The sequence below is a fragment of the Pseudoxanthomonas sp. 68-E7 genome, assembly GCF_057773145.1.
The window spans coordinates 366,990-381,422 of the sequence record NZ_JBYMTI010000002.1; the positions used below are offsets into that span (position 1 = coordinate 366,990).

Below are 14,433 nucleotides of genomic sequence, written 5' to 3' on the forward strand. Positions count from 1 at the left end.
TGCATTCCCCGCCGCCCCGCCCCCCGCATGGACGCCGCCCAGAGCGACAACGCCGCCTTCCTGCTCAAGCATGCCGCTGCCGGCCGCATCGGTCTCTCCGGCGGACGTGACTGGATCAACAAGCTGATCCGCAAGGCGCAGGTGCCGCTGACCGGGGATGGCCATCGCAGCCTGTGGTCGCATGCCTTCATCTTCATGGAACAGCGCGTGGATGGGCACTGGTGGGTACTGGAATCGGATCTGGACCTGCGCTATCGGCAGATTCGCCTGGGTGTGCAGGAAAACCGGCTCGCGCGCTATTTCGACGAGGAAACATTTCCCAACCTCGCCGTGCTGGACTTCGAATTGGACCCGGCACAAGTCCGCCAGGTACAGGTCGCCGGGCTGGACTTGCTGGCCGGCCTGTCCAGTTATTCGCTCGGCGAACTGGTCGGCACCCTGTTCGCCATGCACAGCACGCGCCTGCGCCAGCGCGACAACCTGCTGGCCAAGGAAGGCGCGCTGTACTGCTCGGCGCTGGTCCAGCACTGCTACGCCGCGGCCGGGCTGGAATTCGTCCCCGGCGTGCCCGGCAAGAATATCGCTCCCCACGATCTCTACGATTCACCGCTGCCGCATCAGACCCATTCGCTGATCCGGGACCTGGGCATCTCGCACCTGCGCCGGCTGGCGCACGGCACCCGCGAACTGCTGCACACCCCCGTGCAGGATCTGCCGTGACACCCGCCGGCGGCCCTCCGCACGCCGCGGTTCCCATCGCGCGGCTGTCGAGTTTCTACCTCGCCTACTACGCGGCACTGGGCGCGTTCACGCCCTACTGGAGCCTGTTCCTGCAATCGCGCGGCATGCAGGTCGGCGCGATCAGCGTGCTGATGAGCCTGTGGTACGCCACCCGCATCGTCGCTCCCAGTACCTGGACCACGCTGGCGGCGCGATCGGCGCACCCAATCCGCTGGCTGCACCTGGGGTGCTGGCTGACCCTGCTGGCCTTCGCCGTCTTCCTGCTGCCACTGGATTTCGCCGGACTGTTCGCGGTGATGTGCGCGTTCTGCTTCGCCTACAACGCGGTGATGCCGCAGTTCGAATCGATCACCCTGACCCACCTGGCCGCGCAGCCGCATCGCTACGGGCAGGTTCGCGTCTGGGGCTCGATCGGCTTCATCGTGGTGGTGTCCTCGTACGGCCCCCTGCTCGATCATTTCGGCGCCGCCAGCCTGCCCTGGCTGATGTTGCCGCTGCTCGCCGGCCTGCTGGCTTCGGCGTACGCCAACCACTACGAGCATCCGCCGCGGGAAGCCGATGCCCCGGACCAGGCGGGTTTCCGCGAACGCCTGCGCCAACCGGCGGTGCGCGCCTTCTTCGTCGCTGCCTTCCTCACCCAGATCTCGTTCGGTCCCTACTACACCTTCTTCGCCATCTACCTAAGTGAACATGGCTACTCGGCCTCCCGGCTCGGCCTGTTCTGGACGGTCGGCGTCCTGGCCGAAATCGGCGTGTTTTTCCTGTCGGCGCGGATCTTCCGTCGCTGGGACGCGGGCAAGGTGATCACCGTGGCCATGTTCAGCGCCGCGCTACGCTGGTGGGCGACCGCCCTGTGGCCGGAGAACGCCTGGCTGCTCGGGCTGGCGCAGATCACGCATGCATTGAACTTCGGCGCATTCTTCGCCGCGGCGATGCAATTGCTGGCGCGCTTCTTTCCCGGCCGACTCAACGGCCATGGCCAGGGCGTGTTCTACGGGCTTTCCTCCGGGATCGGCGGCGTCGCCGGTGCCCTGATCGCCGGACAGCTTTGGCATTTCAGCGGCTCGACCGCGTTTGCCGCCGCCGGTGGCTTCGCCCTGCTGGCGGCGCTCATCGCCTGGCGCTGGCTGACACCGGCCCGATCCGGCCGCGGGTCGCCGGCCGGCTAGCCGATTCCCCGCCGCTCCAGGAATTCGGTGATGGCCGCGGCGGCGGCGGCGGCCGAGACCTGGAAAAGGAAATGCGGCGCGTCGATGTGGCACAGCTCCGCATCCCGGGCCCGGAGAAGCACCTCCCTGCCCGCATGCCGGCCAATGAGCCGATCGCGTGCCCCCTGCAGGTACAGCACCGGCACCTCCAGGTGCGCCAACCGGGCTCCTGCATCGCTGCGCAGCGCCGCCAGCGCCCGCGCGCGCAACACCGGCAACGGGATATGGCGGAGGATGTCCCGCAGTTCATCGCGCAGGCCACGATCGGCGCCACGTCCGGCCAGTACCCGTTCCAGCAGCAGGCCCGGCGGCAGCATCGCCGGCAGTCGTTCAAGCAAGCCGGCCAGCAGGCGGCTCGCCGGCAACGGCGGCGACGCGAAGCTTGCGGCCAGCACGAGGGCTCGCAATCCCGGCGGGCCCCGCGCCGCAAGTTCAATCGCCAGCGGTCCGGCGAAGGATTCGGCAATCAGGACGAAGTCTTCGCCCTGCGGCAGTTGCGGCGCGAGCAGGTTGGCCAGCGCCGCGTAGCCGTCAAAACCGCGGCTGTCGTAGGCCAGCGTACGAAGCTCGAAATCCGCCTCCAGTCGCCGACGCAGGTTCCGGTACAGGCGCCCGGTTCCGTCCAGGCCCGGCAACAGGCACAGCATCGGTGCCCGTTCCTTCACCATGGAGGAGTTACCAGACCAGGTCGTCGGGCACCTGGAACTGCGGATCCGCGTACGGATCTTCCGCCGCCGGCGCGTTGGGGTCGACCTTCAACGCCACGGAGGGCGCGAAGGTGGCTTCCGCCTGTGCCAGCATCGCCGCCGTCACCAGCAGGTAGCGACCATTCAACTGGACCACGCCCAGTTCACCGGCGTTGAGCGCCTTGAGTTGGGCTTCGTTGACGTAGATGCGCTTGATCTTGCCGCCATAGGGAAAATGCCGCGCGATCTCCGCGCTCGCATCGTTCAACGCCTGATCCTTCAGCAGGGCTTCCAGCCGGGCCTTGGCCTCGCGGCGAAGCCGGGCCTCTTCCTGCTTCTGGCGTTCGGTCTCGATCCGTTCGTCCTTTTCCTTCTGGGCGCGGATCGCGTAAGCCTTGGCCAGGTCGATGTCGCCCTCGCGCTTGCCACCCTTGCCCGGACCTTGTCCGGCGGGCGCATGCGGCCTGCCGCCAGGCTTGCCCTTGCCCGCCTGTCCCGGCTTGCCGGGGTGCCTGGCGTGCGGCTTGCCTGAGGGTTGGCCCGGCTTGCCGGCCTGCGGCTTGCGCTCGGGTTTCGGCGCCGGCTTGAAACCCAGGCCAAGGAGTTGGTCGCGGAGGGTATCGCTCATTGCGGGAAGTTCGACGGTGAACACAGCGCGCCCGTGGCGGGCGCGGTGCCAAGCGTATCAATAATGCGGCGGTGGTGGTTCGTCAGCCGGATCGGCGTACAGCTCGCCCCTCAGCTTGCGCAGATCCGACAGCAGGTTCATCAGCAACGCGGTGTTGCGCCCACTCTCGGCGCGGGCATCGGCCAGCGCCTCGCTGAGTTCGGCCATCGCCTGTTCCTGGAAGGTCAGGCGCGTTTCCAGTTCGACCAGGCGCTGTTCCAGCCGGTCCTGCGAAAACAGATCACTCGGCATGGACGGAACGCCCGCGACCGATGCCGTAGTAGGCGATACCGGCCTGCTCGACCTCGGCCGGTTCGTACAGGTTGCGGCCGTCGAAAATCACCGCATCCTTGAGCACGCCCTTCAGGCGGGAGAAATCCGGGCTGCGGAACTGTTTCCATTCGGTCACCACCACCAGCGCGTCGGCGCCATCCAGCGCCGCGTTGGCCGAATCGCACAGCACCAGATCATCGCGCTCGCCGAAGATGCGCCGCGCCTCGTGGCTGGCTTCCGGATCATAGGCCCGCACCTTGGCGCCGCCCTCCCACAACTGGGCCAGCAGGCGCCGGCTGGAGGCTTCGCGCATGTCGTCGGTGTTGGGCTTGAACGCCAGGCCCCACACCGCGAAGGTGCGGCCACGCACGCCTTCGTCCTCGCCCCGGTCGTAGTGGCGCTGGATCAGTTCGTACAGATGGCCCTTCTGGGCGTCGTTGACCTCTTCCACCGCGTCGAGCAGGCGCGGGGTGTAGCCGTTCTGCTGGGCGGTGCGGGCCAATGCCTGCACGTCCTTGGGGAAACAGGAACCGCCGTAGCCGGCGCCCGGATAGATGAAGTACCAGCCGATGCGCGGATCGGAGCCGATGCCCTGGCGCACGTGTTCGATGTCCGCGCCGACGCGCTCGGCGATGTTGGCGATCTCGTTCATGAAGCTGATCTTGGTCGCCAGCATCGCGTTGGCCGCGTACTTGGTCAGTTCCGCCGAACGCACGTCCATCACCACGATGCGCTCGTGGTTGCGGTTGAATGGCGCGTACAGCCGCTTGAGCTTTTCGACGGCGGCCGGATTGTTGGCGCCGATCACGATGCGATCCGGACGCATGCAATCCTTGACCGCATCGCCTTCCTTCAGGAATTCCGGGTTGGAGACCACGTCGAACGGGATCTCCACGCCACGCTTCTGCAGTTCCGCCTGGATCGCGTCGCGCACGCGATCCGCGGTACCGACCGGAACCGTCGACTTGTCGACGACGACGGTCGGGCGCTGGATGTGCTGGCCGACGGTGCGGGCCACCGCCAGCACGTACTGCAGATCGGCGCTGCCGTCCTCGTCGGGCGGCGTGCCCACCGCGATGAACACCACCTCGCCATGCGCGATCGCCTCGGCCGCGTCGGTGGTGAAGCGCAGGCGGCCGGCGGCATGGTTGGCCTTCACCATCGGCTCCAGGCCCGGCTCGTAGATCGGGATGACGCCGTTGTTCAGGCCTTCGACCTTGGCGGCATCGATATCGACGCAGATGATGTCGTGGCCTACCTCGGCCAGGCAGGTACCCGTCACCAGGCCGACGTAACCGGTGCCGAAGATCGCTACTCGCATGCTGGAATTCCGTTAATGGGGGGAACGCGCAGTTATTGCAGGATGCCCATCAACTCGACGTCAAAAGTAAGTGTCGCATCAGGGCCAATCTTGCCGCCCGGCGCGCCATCCTTGCCGTATGCGAGGTCGCCCGGAATCCAGAAACGGTACTTGGCGCCGACCGGCATCAGCGAAACGCCTTCGGTCCAACCCGGGATAACCTGGTTCAGGCCAAACTCAGCCGGCTGGCCGCGGTCGTAGGAGCTGTCGAACACGGTGCCGTCCAGCAGCGCGCCGACATAGTTCACGCGCACGCGGCTGGCGGGCGTGGGACGCGCGCCGTTACCTTCGCGCAGCACCATGTACTGCAGGCCCGACGGCGTGGTGATCACGCCCTTCTTGGCCTTGTTCTCGCTCAGGAACTTGCTGCCCTCGGTGCGGTTGCGCTGCGCGCTCTCGCTCTGCCGGCGGACCATGAACGCTTCCATCGTCGCCTTGGCTTCCTCGGCCGTCAGCAGCGGCTTGGCGGCCTTGTCCAGCGCGGTGCGCATGCCCTGCATCACCACCGCCAGATCCAGATCCTGCTTCAGCGGTGCCAGCGACGGGCCGACCATGTAGCTGCCCAGCATCAGGCCAACCTTGTCCTTGGCCACGGCCGGCGGCTGGCTGCCCGGCGGCATGCCCGGGATCTGCTGGCCCTGGCTGGCGGCCAGGTTGATCCGCAGCGCCTGGTCGGTCGCCTGCGCCTCTTCCTGGCTGATGAGCGGCTTGCCACCGTCCATCGCGTTCTTCATCGCGCGCTCGAAGGAAGCCAGATCGATGAACTTGGCAATTGGCTCGAACGATTGGCCCAGATCCAGACCGACCGAATAGCTGACCTTGTCGCGCTCATTCGCCAGCGCGGTTTTTTCCTGTGCAGACACGCTGCCTCCCAGCATCGAAAAAGTGATTGCCAAACACGCGGCAAGACCGCGAACCGACCCCTTCATCCCTCAACTCCTCGCAACTCGCCGCGATGGCGGCGCCAATCCCGCATTGTCGCACGCGCACCGCGGCCGCGTGCAGGGTTCAACGCCGCGACGCCTTCAGTTCGCGTTCGACCGCGGCCACCAGCGCCGGGTCGTCCGGGGTGATCTTGCTGGGGAAATTCGCCACCACCCTGCCGTCGCGCGAGATCAGGTATTTGTGGAAATTCCAGCCCGGCGCCACGCCGGTGGCCTGGGTCAGCGCGCGATACAGCGGCGTGGTTTCCGGTCCGATCACGTGGACCTTTTCGAACATCGGGAACTTGACCCCGTAAGTCAGCGTGCAGAACTCCTGGATCTGCTGCTCATTGCCCGGTTCCTGGCCCTTGAAATCGTTGGAGGGGAAGCCGAGTACGGCGAATCCCCGTCCCGCGTACTTCTGGTGGAGCGCTTCCAGGCCTTCGTACTGCGGGGTGAAGCCGCATTTGCTGGCGGTGTTGACCACCAGCAGCACCTGTCCGGCGTACTTTTCGTTCAGCCGGACCGGCGCCTTGCCGGCCAGCGGCCGGTAACTGACATCCAGCAATCCGGCCGCAAGCACACTGCCCGCCGCTATCAAAGCGACCACGAAAATCATCGTTTTCAAGCACTTGCGCTTCATGTCGAGCTCCTGGTCGCCGGGGTCGACAAGTATGCCTTCAGTTGGGTTACGAAACCGGGGATCCCCCGTTGACGGCCTGTGTTTTGGTGTTATAGTTACATACAACACCACTCACCCAATGAAGGGGGAGACGCAATGAAACCGAAACTGCTCAATACGCTGTCCGGCCTGGCGGCCAGTGGCGCCCTGCTGACCCTGGGTCTGCTGGTCGGCGGCACCGAGACCCGCCAGCGGAATGCCACGGAAGGCAGTCCCTTGGCCGGCGTCGATTCCACCATCGAGGCGGCCGCGGCGGCCGAGGAGGCGCAGGTCCACCCGCGTCGCCGGGCCCGCGCCACCCTGTCGATGCCCTATTTCTCTTTCGCGCAGTCGCTGCGCCCACGGGGTTGAGCCATGGCTGACATCCAGTGGAGCGACGGTGCTCCCATCTACCGCCAACTGAAGGATCGCGTGATCGCCATGATGCTAGACGGGGTTCTGAAACCAGGTGACGCCCTGCCGTCCGTCCGCCAGGTGGCGGCCGAGTACCAGCTCAATCCCATCACGGTCTCGCGCGCCTACCAGGAACTGGCCGACGAGGCGCTGGTGGAAAAGCGCCGCGGACTGGGCATGTTCGTCACCGACGAGGCTTCCCGCAAACTGCTCAAGAGCGAGCGCGAGCGCTTCCTGCATGATGAATGGCCGGCCGTAGCCCAGCGCATCGAACGCCTGGGGCTGTCATTCGAGGAACTGCTGCAAGCCAAGGAGAACAAGTGATGAGCGCCGTGATTTCCAATACCGTGATCTCCGCCCACGGCCTCCGCAAGGCCTACCGCAGCAAGCTGGCGCTGGACAACACCAGCTTCCAGATCGAGGCCGGCAAGATCATCGGCCTGATCGGCCCCAATGGCGCCGGCAAGACCACCGCGCTGAAGGCCATCCTGGGACTGACCCCGTTCGAGGGCGATCTGAAGGTGCTGGGCCTGGATCCGCGCAAGCAGCGCGGCCAGTTGATGAACGATGTGTGCTTCATCGCCGACGTGGCGGTGCTGCCCCGCTGGATGCGGGTCCGCGAGGCCATCGACTTCGTGGCCGGCGTGCATCCGCGCTTCGACCGGGCCAAGTGCGAGCGCTTCCTCGCCAACACCCAGTTGCGCCCGGATCTGCGGGTGCGCGAAATGTCCAAGGGCATGATCGTGCAGTTGCACCTGGCGCTGGTGATGGCCATCGACGCCCGCCTGCTGGTGCTGGACGAGCCCACCCTCGGCCTGGACATCCTGTACCGCAAGCAGTTCTATCAGCGCCTGCTGGAAGACTACTTCGACGAGCAGAAGACCATCATCGTCACCACCCACCAGGTCGAGGAAATCGAGCACATCCTGACCGACGTGATGTTCATCCGCGACGGCCGGATCGTGCTGACCGCGCAGATGGACGAAGTCGCCGAACGCTACACCGAACTGCTCGTTCCGGCCGACAGGGTCGAGCAGGCACGCGCCCTGAACCCCATCGACGAACGCGGCCTGCCATTCGGCAAGAGCGTCCTGCTGTACGACGGCGTCGATCGCGGCCGGCTCGCCGAACTGGGCGAGACCCGCAATCCCGGCCTGGCCGATCTGTTCGTCGCCATCATGAAAGGAACCTACGCATGAACGCCGTCACCACTGCGCATGCCACCAAGGGCTCGGCCTTCAAATGGCTGTTGAAACGGGAATTCTGGGAAAACCGGGGCGGCTTCCTGTGGGCCCCGGTCATCACCGGCGCGATCATCACGGTACTGTCCTTCATCGCCGCCCTCATCGGGGTCATCAAGTTCTTCCAGGTGAAGAACGACGTGGTCGACATGGCCATGGACGGCGACATGCTCGGACATGCCCACCAGATCGGCCAGGTCGGCGACGGCATCCTGATGGGCGGCATGGGGCTGACCCAGATCGTGCTGGCCTTCGTGGTGTTCTTCTACGCCCTGGGCACGCTGCACGATGACCGCCGTGATCGCAGCATCCTGTTCTGGAAGTCGCTGCCGGTCACCGACACCCAGATGGTGCTGTCGAAGGCGGCATGGGCGCTGTTGCTGGCCCCGCTGCTGGCCATCGGCATCGGCGTGCTGGTCGGACTGGCGTTGTGGGTCATCGCCGCCAGCGCGATGGGCGTGATGGGTGTGCCGGGCAGCTGGGCGATGTTTACCCACTCGCACCCGCTGAGCATGATCCTCAACGTGCTGTCGACCCTGCCCATCTACCTGTTCTGGGCCCTGCCGGCGGTCGGCTGGCTGATGTTCTGCTCGGCCTGGGCGCGCAGCAAGCCGTTCCTGTGGGCGGTGCTGATCCCGGTACTGGCCTGCGTGATCATCAGCATGCTGGGCATCCTGGGCATCGACATCCCCTACGGCCCGCTCTGGTACACGGTGGTCTATCGCGGCCTGCTGAGCGTGTTGCCGGGCACCTGGTCGCCGCGCAGCCTCACCGAGAGCCAGATGGCCGGCCAGGACGTGAACAGCCCGGACGATCTGATGCGGATGATGAACCTGGGCAACAACTGGCACGTGTTCGGTACGGCCGACCTGTGGATCGGCGCGGTCATCGGCGCCGGCCTGATCGCCGCCGCCATCTACCTGCGCCGCTGGCGCGACAGCGAGTGAGCCCCCGCGGGCGGTGGCGCCCTGCCACCGCCCGCTTCGCAATCCACCGCATCCGTTCCACAATTCCCAGCAGTCCGATTCGCAGTCCCGCACGGAGAGTTCCCATGTCCCGCGTTTTCCTGCCGCTGTCCCTCCTGACCCTGGCCGCCCTCTCGCCGGCCATCGCCCTGGCCGGCGACAACTGCAAGCACAGCGAACCCCGCCAGTTGGACCTGGACGTGGGCGACGCCAAGGCCGTGGTGTTCGACGTGGCCTCGCACGATCTGAAGCTGGTGGCGCGCGCCGGCCGCAGGCAGGTCCTGCAGGGCCGTGCCTGCGCCTCGGACGCCAAGCTGCTGCCGCAGCTCAGCGTCACCCAGCAGCGCGAAGGCGACAAGCTGGTGGTGCGTCTGCGCCGCGAAGGCCAGTTCCGCGGCATCTTCTTCAGTGAGCACTACGCCTACCTGGAAGTGAGCGGCGGCGTGCCCGACGACATCCCGGTGCAGATCAAGGTCGGCTCCGGCGACGCGGAGGTTCGTGGCGCGGCCATCGTGAGCGTGGACGTCGGGTCGGGTGACGCAATCGTCCGCGAGACCCGTGGCCTGGTGGCGTTTGACGTCGGTTCCGGCGACGTGGACATCGATGGCGCGGGCTCGGTACAGGGCATCGACATCGGTTCCGGCGATGCGCGCGCGCGCGGCATCCGCGGTCCGGTGCGCCTAGGTGCCATCGGGTCGGGTGACTTCGAACTGGAGGACGCGCAGGGCACGGTGGAAATCGGATCCATCGGCTCCGGTGACGCGGAACTCGCCCGGATCGGAGGCGACGTCGTCGTCGGCAGCGTTGGTTCGGGCAATCTCGGCGTTCGCGAAGCGCGCGGCAACCTGACGGTCCGCTCGGTCGGCAGCGGATCGGTCGATCACAGCGGTGTCACCGGCACCGTTTCCCTCCCCCGTCGCCACTGAGGAGTCACGCCATGCGCATTCCATCCCTTTCCACCGGCCTGGGCATCGGCCTGGTCCTGGCGCTCTCGCTGGCCGCCTGCAAGCCACAGACCAGCATCGACAGCGGCAACGGCAAGATCGCCCGCTTCGGCGACGGCGAGCTCACCATCAACGCGACCGGTTACCCCAAGGCGAAAGTCAGCGCCGAGGGCGACCTGATCATCGACGGCAAGGCGGTGGCGCTGACACCGGATCAGCGCAAGCTGGTCTCGGCCTATTACGACGAACTGGAAGGCATCACCCTGGCCGGCATCGCGGTCGGCAAGCAGGGCGCCAAGATGGCCGGCAAGGCGGTCGGGGCCGCGATCAGCGGGGTGATCAGCGGCAACACCGACGACATCGATGCGCGGATGGACGCCGAGGCCAAGAAGATCGAGGCCGAGGCCAACAAGATCTGCACCCGCCTCACCGGGCTGCGCACCGCCCAGGACGCACTGGCGGCGCAGGTGCCGGCGTTCCGTCCGTACGCCAATCTGGACCAGAAAGACATCGACGACTGCGGCAAGGACTGATCCTGCCGCCACGGCCCGCGGCGCGAAGAGTCGCCGCGGCCATTCCAACGACAGACGCGAGGGCCGAACCATGAAAGGGATGTGGTCGCTGTTGTTGTGCCTGTGTACCGCGGCCGCGCCCGTTGCCGCGCAGACCGCCGATGCGGTTCCCGACCCAGCAGTCGAAGCGCTGATGCGCGAGGCCCGCGTGACCGGCCTTGCACTGGCGGCCATCCACGATGGACAGGTGACCGAACTGCGTACCTATGGCCTGCGCGACGTCGAACAGGATCTGCCGCTGACGCCCGACAGCACGATGTATGCGGCCTCGCTCACCAAGGGTGCGTTCGCCTACGCGGTGATGGGACTGGTGCAGGACGGCAAGCTCGACCTGGATCGCCCGATCGCCGACTACCTGCCCCGTCCGCTGCCGGAGTATGAAAAGTACGCGGACCTGGCCGGCGACGAACGCTGGCGCAAGCTGACCGCGCGGATGCTGCTGGCACACACCGCGGGCTTCCCGAATTTCCGCTTCTTCACCCCGCACGGTTACGACGAACACGCGAAACTGGCGTTCGAGTTCGAACCCGGCAGCCGCTTCGCTTACTCCGGCGAAGGCATCAATCTGCTGCAGTTCGTCATCGAACATGGCCTGGGCACCGATGTCGGCGCATTGATGCAGGAACGCGTTTTCGACCGCTTCGGCATGAAGTCCAGCGGAATGACCTGGCGCGATGCCTTCGCCACCAATCTTGCGCTGGGCTACGACGAGGCGGGCAAGCCGCTTGGCCACAAGCAGCGCGGCGCGGTGCGCGCCGCCGGCTCGATGGACACCACCCTGCGCGATTTCGCGGCGTTCCTGGCCGGTCTCTCGCGCGGCGAAGGCCTGGATGCCGCGGCGCGTGGACAATTGTTCGGAGAACAGGTGCGCATCGACTCGGTGCAGCAGTTCCCGACCCTGTCCACCGAGACCACCCCGGACAACCAGGCCATCGGACTGGCCTACGGCCTGGGCTGGAGCGTCTACCGGACGCCGGAAGGACGGGCGTTCTTCAAGGGCGGCCATGACGACGGCACCCGCAACATCGCGGTGTGCGTGCGCGACGGGCGCGACTGCCTGCTGCTGATGAGCAACAGTTCCAACGCCGACGGCATCTTCGCCTATCTCATCGATCACAAGCTCGGGCCGGTCTGCTTCCCCTGGTACTGGCAGGCCTACCTGCCGTACGACCACCCGGAACTGCGTGCCCGGGATGCCAACACCCGGTCCCACCCGCCCTGCACCCGCTGGCCCTTGCCGGCCACGGTCATCGCCCGCTGAGAAGACGCGGGCGCCGGGTCACACCCCTGCTTCCGGCGCGTCTTGATCATTGGACGCATTCCGCGCCGCCCCTGCCAGGACCTCCGATGAAACGCCGACTTCCGCTGCTGTCCCTGCTCCTGCCCGGTTTCGCGATGGCCGCCGAGCCCATCGATTTCCACTACACCAACGCCCAGATGCTGGCAGCCCCCGACGCGGCCGCCGCTGGCGAAGCCTGGTTCGCCCGTTGCGCGGCCGGCGGCCAGTTCGCGGATCTGGCCCGTGGCTACGCGCCGGATCCGCGTCTCACCCGCGAACAGCGCGAAGCGGCCGAAAAAGGATTCGATCGCGCCCGCTTCGAACGGATCGCCCAGTCCACCTACGACCGGGTGATCACCGATCTGCCGCAGGGTCGGCTGACCCTGTGCGTGGACTTCACCGCACCGGATGACGCGTTCACCCGTGATCGCATGCAGGGCGTCATCGCCCTGACCGCCGGCAGCGGCAAGGTCGTGGTCAAGCTGCATCCGCAGGCCGACTGGGTGAAGCTGCTTCCCTATGTGCTGGCGCACGAGCTGCACCACAGCTACTGGGCGCAGGAACAGTTCCGCCCCGACGCGGCCTTCACCCTCGCCGACTACCTGGTGTTCGAGGGCCGTGCCGACTACTACGCCAACCAGGTGTTCGACGCGCATCCGGCGCCCTGGATCCACGCACTGGATGATGCGCAGTACACGGCCACCCTGGCCGCGTTCCGCCCCAGGCTGGGCGACACTTCACCGCAGGTGCTGATGGGTTCGATGTTCGGCAATCCGCAGGCCGGCATCCCGATGTGGGCCGGCTATTCAGTCGGCTACCGGTTGGTCGCCGCGCACCTGGACGGCAAACCGCACGACTGGGCGGCCATCACCGCAATGAAGGCCGCCGAGTTCATTCCCGCCGAGTGAATCCGGAAACCGGGCAGGAGGCGGCTCAGCCGCCTCCACCGCCCGGCTTGCCGTGGATTCCACCCTTGGCGAGCACCGCAGGATCCAGCAGCGGCTTGAGCACCTTTTCCGGCAGGCCGGTGACGTCGCGCGCCACGTCCAGCACCGCGCGGTTCTCCTTGTAGGCCTGCTTGGCGATGGCCGCGCCCTTCTCGTAGCCGATCACCGGGTTCAGCGCGGTCACCAGGATCGGATTGCGATCCAATGCCTGCCTGACATTGTCCTCGCGCACCTTGAGGCCTTCGATGGCGGTGTCCGCCAGCAGGCGCGACACATTGGACAACAACTGGATCGAATCCAGCAGGTTCGCCGCGATCAGCGGCAGGGTCACGTTGAGCTGGAAGTTGCCGGTCTGCCCGGCCACGGTGATCGCGGTGTGGTGGCCCATCACCTGCGCGCAGACCATCACCGTCGCTTCGGGAATCACCGGGTTGACCTTGCCGGGCATGATTGAACTGCCGGGCTGCAGGGCGGGCAGTTCGATTTCACCCAGGCCCGCGAGCGGCCCGGCGTTCATCCAGCGCAGGTCGTTGGCGATCTTGGTCAGGGCCACCGCCAGCGCGCTGAGTTGGCCGGACAGTTCGACCGCGTCGTCCTGCGCCGCCAGCCCCTCGAACTTGTTGCCGGCGCTCTCGAAACGCGCTCCGGTCTGTTTCGACAGTGCCTTCGCCACCCGCGCGCCGAAGCGCGGATCGGCATTGATGCCGGTACCAATCGCGGTGCCGCCCAGCGGCAGCCGGCGCAGCCGCTTCAGGCTGTCGGCGATGCGTTCCTCGGCGGACGCCAGTTGCGCGGACCAGGCGGAGAATTCCTGGGCGAAGGTCAGCGGCATCGCGTCCATCAGGTGGGTGCGGCCGGTCTTGACCACCTTCGCCAGCCCCTTGCCGCGACGGTCGATGGTACGGCGCAGGTGCTTGATCGCCGGCAGCAGGTCTTCCAGCACCGCCAACTGCGCCGATACGCGGATGGCGGTCGGGATGACGTCGTTCGAGCTCTGCCCCAGGTTGACGTGATCGTTCGGATGCACGCCCTTGCGCCCGGCCTTGCCGGATCGGTTGGCCAGCGCGGCAATCACCTCGTTGGCATTCATGTTCGACGAGGTGCCGGAACCGGTCTGGTAGATATCGATCGGGAAATGCGCGTCGTGCTGGCCGGTGGCCACGTCCAGCGCGGCGGCGCGGATGGCGCGCGCGGTGGCCTGCGGCAACAGGCCCAGGCCGGCGTTGACCTCGGCGGCGGCGGCCTTGATCAGGCCCAGCGCGCGGATGAAGCCGCGCGGCATCGGCCGGCCGGAGATGGGGAAATTCAGGACCGCGCGCTGGGTCTGCGCGCCCCAGAGTGCGTCGGCGGGAACCCGCAGTTCGCCCATGCTGTCCCGTTCCACCCGGGTCCGTTCGGTGCGGGCCGTGCCCGCGGTTTTCCTGCTCATCAGCGCCTCCTGTGGGGATGGTCTACGGCTGGCGCCGGGTGGTGGAACCGGCTGCTTGCGAGGGCCGCCAGCATACGCCAGGCCGGCCGAGGGGCGTCTCGCGGTAAACTAGAACGCTCCTTT

Annotated in this window: 17 protein-coding genes; 10 read left to right on the forward strand and 7 right to left on the reverse strand. The window is 66.8% G+C overall.

Annotated features, from left to right (window positions below; genetic code table 11):
* The first annotated feature begins 27 nt into the window (after window positions 1-27).
* Together AC3DE2_RS06235 and AC3DE2_RS06240 are read left to right on the forward strand one after the other, a co-directional pair.
* Window positions 28-720 (forward strand): hypothetical protein, encoded by a 693-nt coding sequence (locus AC3DE2_RS06235; RefSeq protein WP_488425495.1) that lies wholly within the window; start codon window positions 28-30, stop codon window positions 718-720.
* Complete coding sequence (locus AC3DE2_RS06240; RefSeq protein ID WP_488425497.1) at window positions 717-1,910, forward strand: MFS transporter; 1,194 nt, start codon at window positions 717-719, stop codon at window positions 1,908-1,910. Before AC3DE2_RS06235 ends, AC3DE2_RS06240 begins: the two co-directional genes overlap by 4 nt.
* Here the strand turns inward: AC3DE2_RS06240 and AC3DE2_RS06245 are convergent.
* The 6 genes from AC3DE2_RS06245 to AC3DE2_RS06270 form a co-directional block, all read right to left on the reverse strand.
* Window positions 1,907-2,617: an alpha/beta fold hydrolase gene (locus tag AC3DE2_RS06245; RefSeq protein ID WP_488425498.1), complete on the reverse strand. Its 711-nt coding sequence runs from the start codon at window positions 2,615-2,617 to the stop codon at window positions 1,907-1,909. The two genes, AC3DE2_RS06240 and AC3DE2_RS06245, sit on opposite strands and share 4 nt — an antisense overlap.
* 7 nt (window positions 2,618-2,624) lie before the next feature.
* Complete coding sequence (locus AC3DE2_RS06250) at window positions 2,625-3,263, reverse strand: DUF2058 domain-containing protein (RefSeq protein WP_295378254.1); 639 nt, start codon at window positions 3,261-3,263, stop codon at window positions 2,625-2,627.
* A 57-nt stretch (window positions 3,264-3,320) separates the two neighbouring features.
* The gene (locus tag AC3DE2_RS06255) at window positions 3,321-3,554 is read right to left on the reverse strand and encodes a SlyX family protein (RefSeq protein ID WP_295378251.1); all 234 of its coding nucleotides are present in this window, start codon (window positions 3,552-3,554) and stop codon (window positions 3,321-3,323) included.
* The gene (locus AC3DE2_RS06260) at window positions 3,544-4,896 is read right to left on the reverse strand and encodes a UDP-glucose dehydrogenase family protein (protein WP_488425500.1); all 1,353 of its coding nucleotides are present in this window, start codon (window positions 4,894-4,896) and stop codon (window positions 3,544-3,546) included. The genes AC3DE2_RS06255 and AC3DE2_RS06260 overlap by 11 nt, the downstream gene beginning before the upstream one ends.
* A gap of 32 nt (window positions 4,897-4,928) precedes the next feature.
* A complete protein-coding gene (locus AC3DE2_RS06265) occupies window positions 4,929-5,864 on the reverse strand; it encodes an FKBP-type peptidyl-prolyl cis-trans isomerase (RefSeq protein ID WP_295378246.1) in 936 nt (311 codons plus the stop codon).
* A gap of 79 nt (window positions 5,865-5,943) precedes the next feature.
* Window positions 5,944-6,477, reverse strand: a complete 534-nt coding sequence (locus AC3DE2_RS06270; protein WP_488425764.1) for a glutathione peroxidase — start codon at window positions 6,475-6,477, stop codon at window positions 5,944-5,946.
* A 159-nt stretch (window positions 6,478-6,636) separates the two neighbouring features.
* Between AC3DE2_RS06270 and AC3DE2_RS06275 the strand changes: the two genes are divergently transcribed.
* The 8 genes from AC3DE2_RS06275 (at window position 6,637) to AC3DE2_RS06310 (ending at window position 12,842) form a co-directional block, all read left to right on the forward strand.
* A complete protein-coding gene (locus tag AC3DE2_RS06275; protein WP_295378244.1) occupies window positions 6,637-6,891 on the forward strand; it encodes a hypothetical protein in 255 nt (84 codons plus the stop codon).
* 3 nt (window positions 6,892-6,894) lie between these two features.
* Window positions 6,895-7,257 carry a GntR family transcriptional regulator gene (locus tag AC3DE2_RS06280; protein WP_295378242.1) on the forward strand — a complete coding sequence of 121 codons (363 nt, stop codon included), beginning with the start codon at window positions 6,895-6,897 and terminating at the stop codon, window positions 7,255-7,257.
* Complete coding sequence (locus tag AC3DE2_RS06285; RefSeq protein ID WP_488425502.1) at window positions 7,257-8,132, forward strand: ABC transporter ATP-binding protein; 876 nt, start codon at window positions 7,257-7,259, stop codon at window positions 8,130-8,132. The genes AC3DE2_RS06280 and AC3DE2_RS06285 overlap by 1 nt, the downstream gene beginning before the upstream one ends.
* On the forward strand, window positions 8,129-9,121 hold the full coding sequence (locus AC3DE2_RS06290; protein WP_295378237.1) for an ABC transporter permease: 993 nt from the start codon (window positions 8,129-8,131) through the stop codon (window positions 9,119-9,121). The genes AC3DE2_RS06285 and AC3DE2_RS06290 overlap by 4 nt, the downstream gene beginning before the upstream one ends.
* 104 nt (window positions 9,122-9,225) lie before the next feature.
* Window positions 9,226-10,065, forward strand: coding sequence for a DUF4097 family beta strand repeat-containing protein (locus AC3DE2_RS06295; protein WP_488425504.1), 840 nt, complete (start codon window positions 9,226-9,228; stop codon window positions 10,063-10,065).
* An 11-nt stretch (window positions 10,066-10,076) separates the two neighbouring features.
* Window positions 10,077-10,616, forward strand: a complete 540-nt coding sequence (locus tag AC3DE2_RS06300; RefSeq protein ID WP_295378233.1) for a DUF2884 family protein — start codon at window positions 10,077-10,079, stop codon at window positions 10,614-10,616.
* Window positions 10,617-10,686: 70 nt separating this feature from the next.
* Entirely contained in the window at window positions 10,687-11,916 is a 1,230-nt protein-coding gene (locus AC3DE2_RS06305; RefSeq protein ID WP_488425506.1) for a serine hydrolase domain-containing protein, read from the forward strand.
* A gap of 86 nt (window positions 11,917-12,002) precedes the next feature.
* On the forward strand, window positions 12,003-12,842 hold the full coding sequence (locus AC3DE2_RS06310) for a DUF2268 domain-containing putative Zn-dependent protease (RefSeq protein ID WP_488425507.1): 840 nt from the start codon (window positions 12,003-12,005) through the stop codon (window positions 12,840-12,842).
* Between the two features lie 25 nt (window positions 12,843-12,867).
* Here the strand turns inward: AC3DE2_RS06310 and AC3DE2_RS06315 are convergent, their stop codons facing one another.
* A complete protein-coding gene (locus AC3DE2_RS06315; RefSeq protein WP_295378227.1) occupies window positions 12,868-14,310 on the reverse strand; it encodes a class II fumarate hydratase in 1,443 nt (480 codons plus the stop codon).
* Window positions 14,311-14,433 lie beyond the last annotated feature (123 nt).

Coding starts and splice junctions, on each gene's coding strand:
- AC3DE2_RS06235 (WP_488425495.1), top strand. CDS start 28: ATGGACGCCGCCCAGAGCGACAACGCCGCCTTCCTGCTCAAGCATGCC.
- AC3DE2_RS06245 (WP_488425498.1), bottom strand. CDS start 2,617: ATGGTGAAGGAACGGGCACCGATGCTGTGCCTGTTGCCGGGCCTGGAC.
- AC3DE2_RS06250 (WP_295378254.1), bottom strand. CDS start 3,263: ATGAGCGATACCCTCCGCGACCAACTCCTTGGCCTGGGTTTCAAGCCG.
- AC3DE2_RS06255 (WP_295378251.1), bottom strand. CDS start 3,554: ATGCCGAGTGATCTGTTTTCGCAGGACCGGCTGGAACAGCGCCTGGTC.
- AC3DE2_RS06260 (WP_488425500.1), bottom strand. CDS start 4,896: ATGCGAGTAGCGATCTTCGGCACCGGTTACGTCGGCCTGGTGACGGGT.
- AC3DE2_RS06265 (WP_295378246.1), bottom strand. CDS start 5,864: ATGAAGGGGTCGGTTCGCGGTCTTGCCGCGTGTTTGGCAATCACTTTT.
- AC3DE2_RS06270 (WP_488425764.1), bottom strand. CDS start 6,477: ATGATTTTCGTGGTCGCTTTGATAGCGGCGGGCAGTGTGCTTGCGGCC.
- AC3DE2_RS06275 (WP_295378244.1), top strand. CDS start 6,637: ATGAAACCGAAACTGCTCAATACGCTGTCCGGCCTGGCGGCCAGTGGC.
- AC3DE2_RS06280 (WP_295378242.1), top strand. CDS start 6,895: ATGGCTGACATCCAGTGGAGCGACGGTGCTCCCATCTACCGCCAACTG.
- AC3DE2_RS06285 (WP_488425502.1), top strand. CDS start 7,257: ATGAGCGCCGTGATTTCCAATACCGTGATCTCCGCCCACGGCCTCCGC.
- AC3DE2_RS06290 (WP_295378237.1), top strand. CDS start 8,129: ATGAACGCCGTCACCACTGCGCATGCCACCAAGGGCTCGGCCTTCAAA.
- AC3DE2_RS06295 (WP_488425504.1), top strand. CDS start 9,226: ATGTCCCGCGTTTTCCTGCCGCTGTCCCTCCTGACCCTGGCCGCCCTC.
- AC3DE2_RS06300 (WP_295378233.1), top strand. CDS start 10,077: ATGCGCATTCCATCCCTTTCCACCGGCCTGGGCATCGGCCTGGTCCTG.
- AC3DE2_RS06305 (WP_488425506.1), top strand. CDS start 10,687: ATGAAAGGGATGTGGTCGCTGTTGTTGTGCCTGTGTACCGCGGCCGCG.
- AC3DE2_RS06310 (WP_488425507.1), top strand. CDS start 12,003: ATGAAACGCCGACTTCCGCTGCTGTCCCTGCTCCTGCCCGGTTTCGCG.
- AC3DE2_RS06315 (WP_295378227.1), bottom strand. CDS start 14,310: ATGAGCAGGAAAACCGCGGGCACGGCCCGCACCGAACGGACCCGGGTG.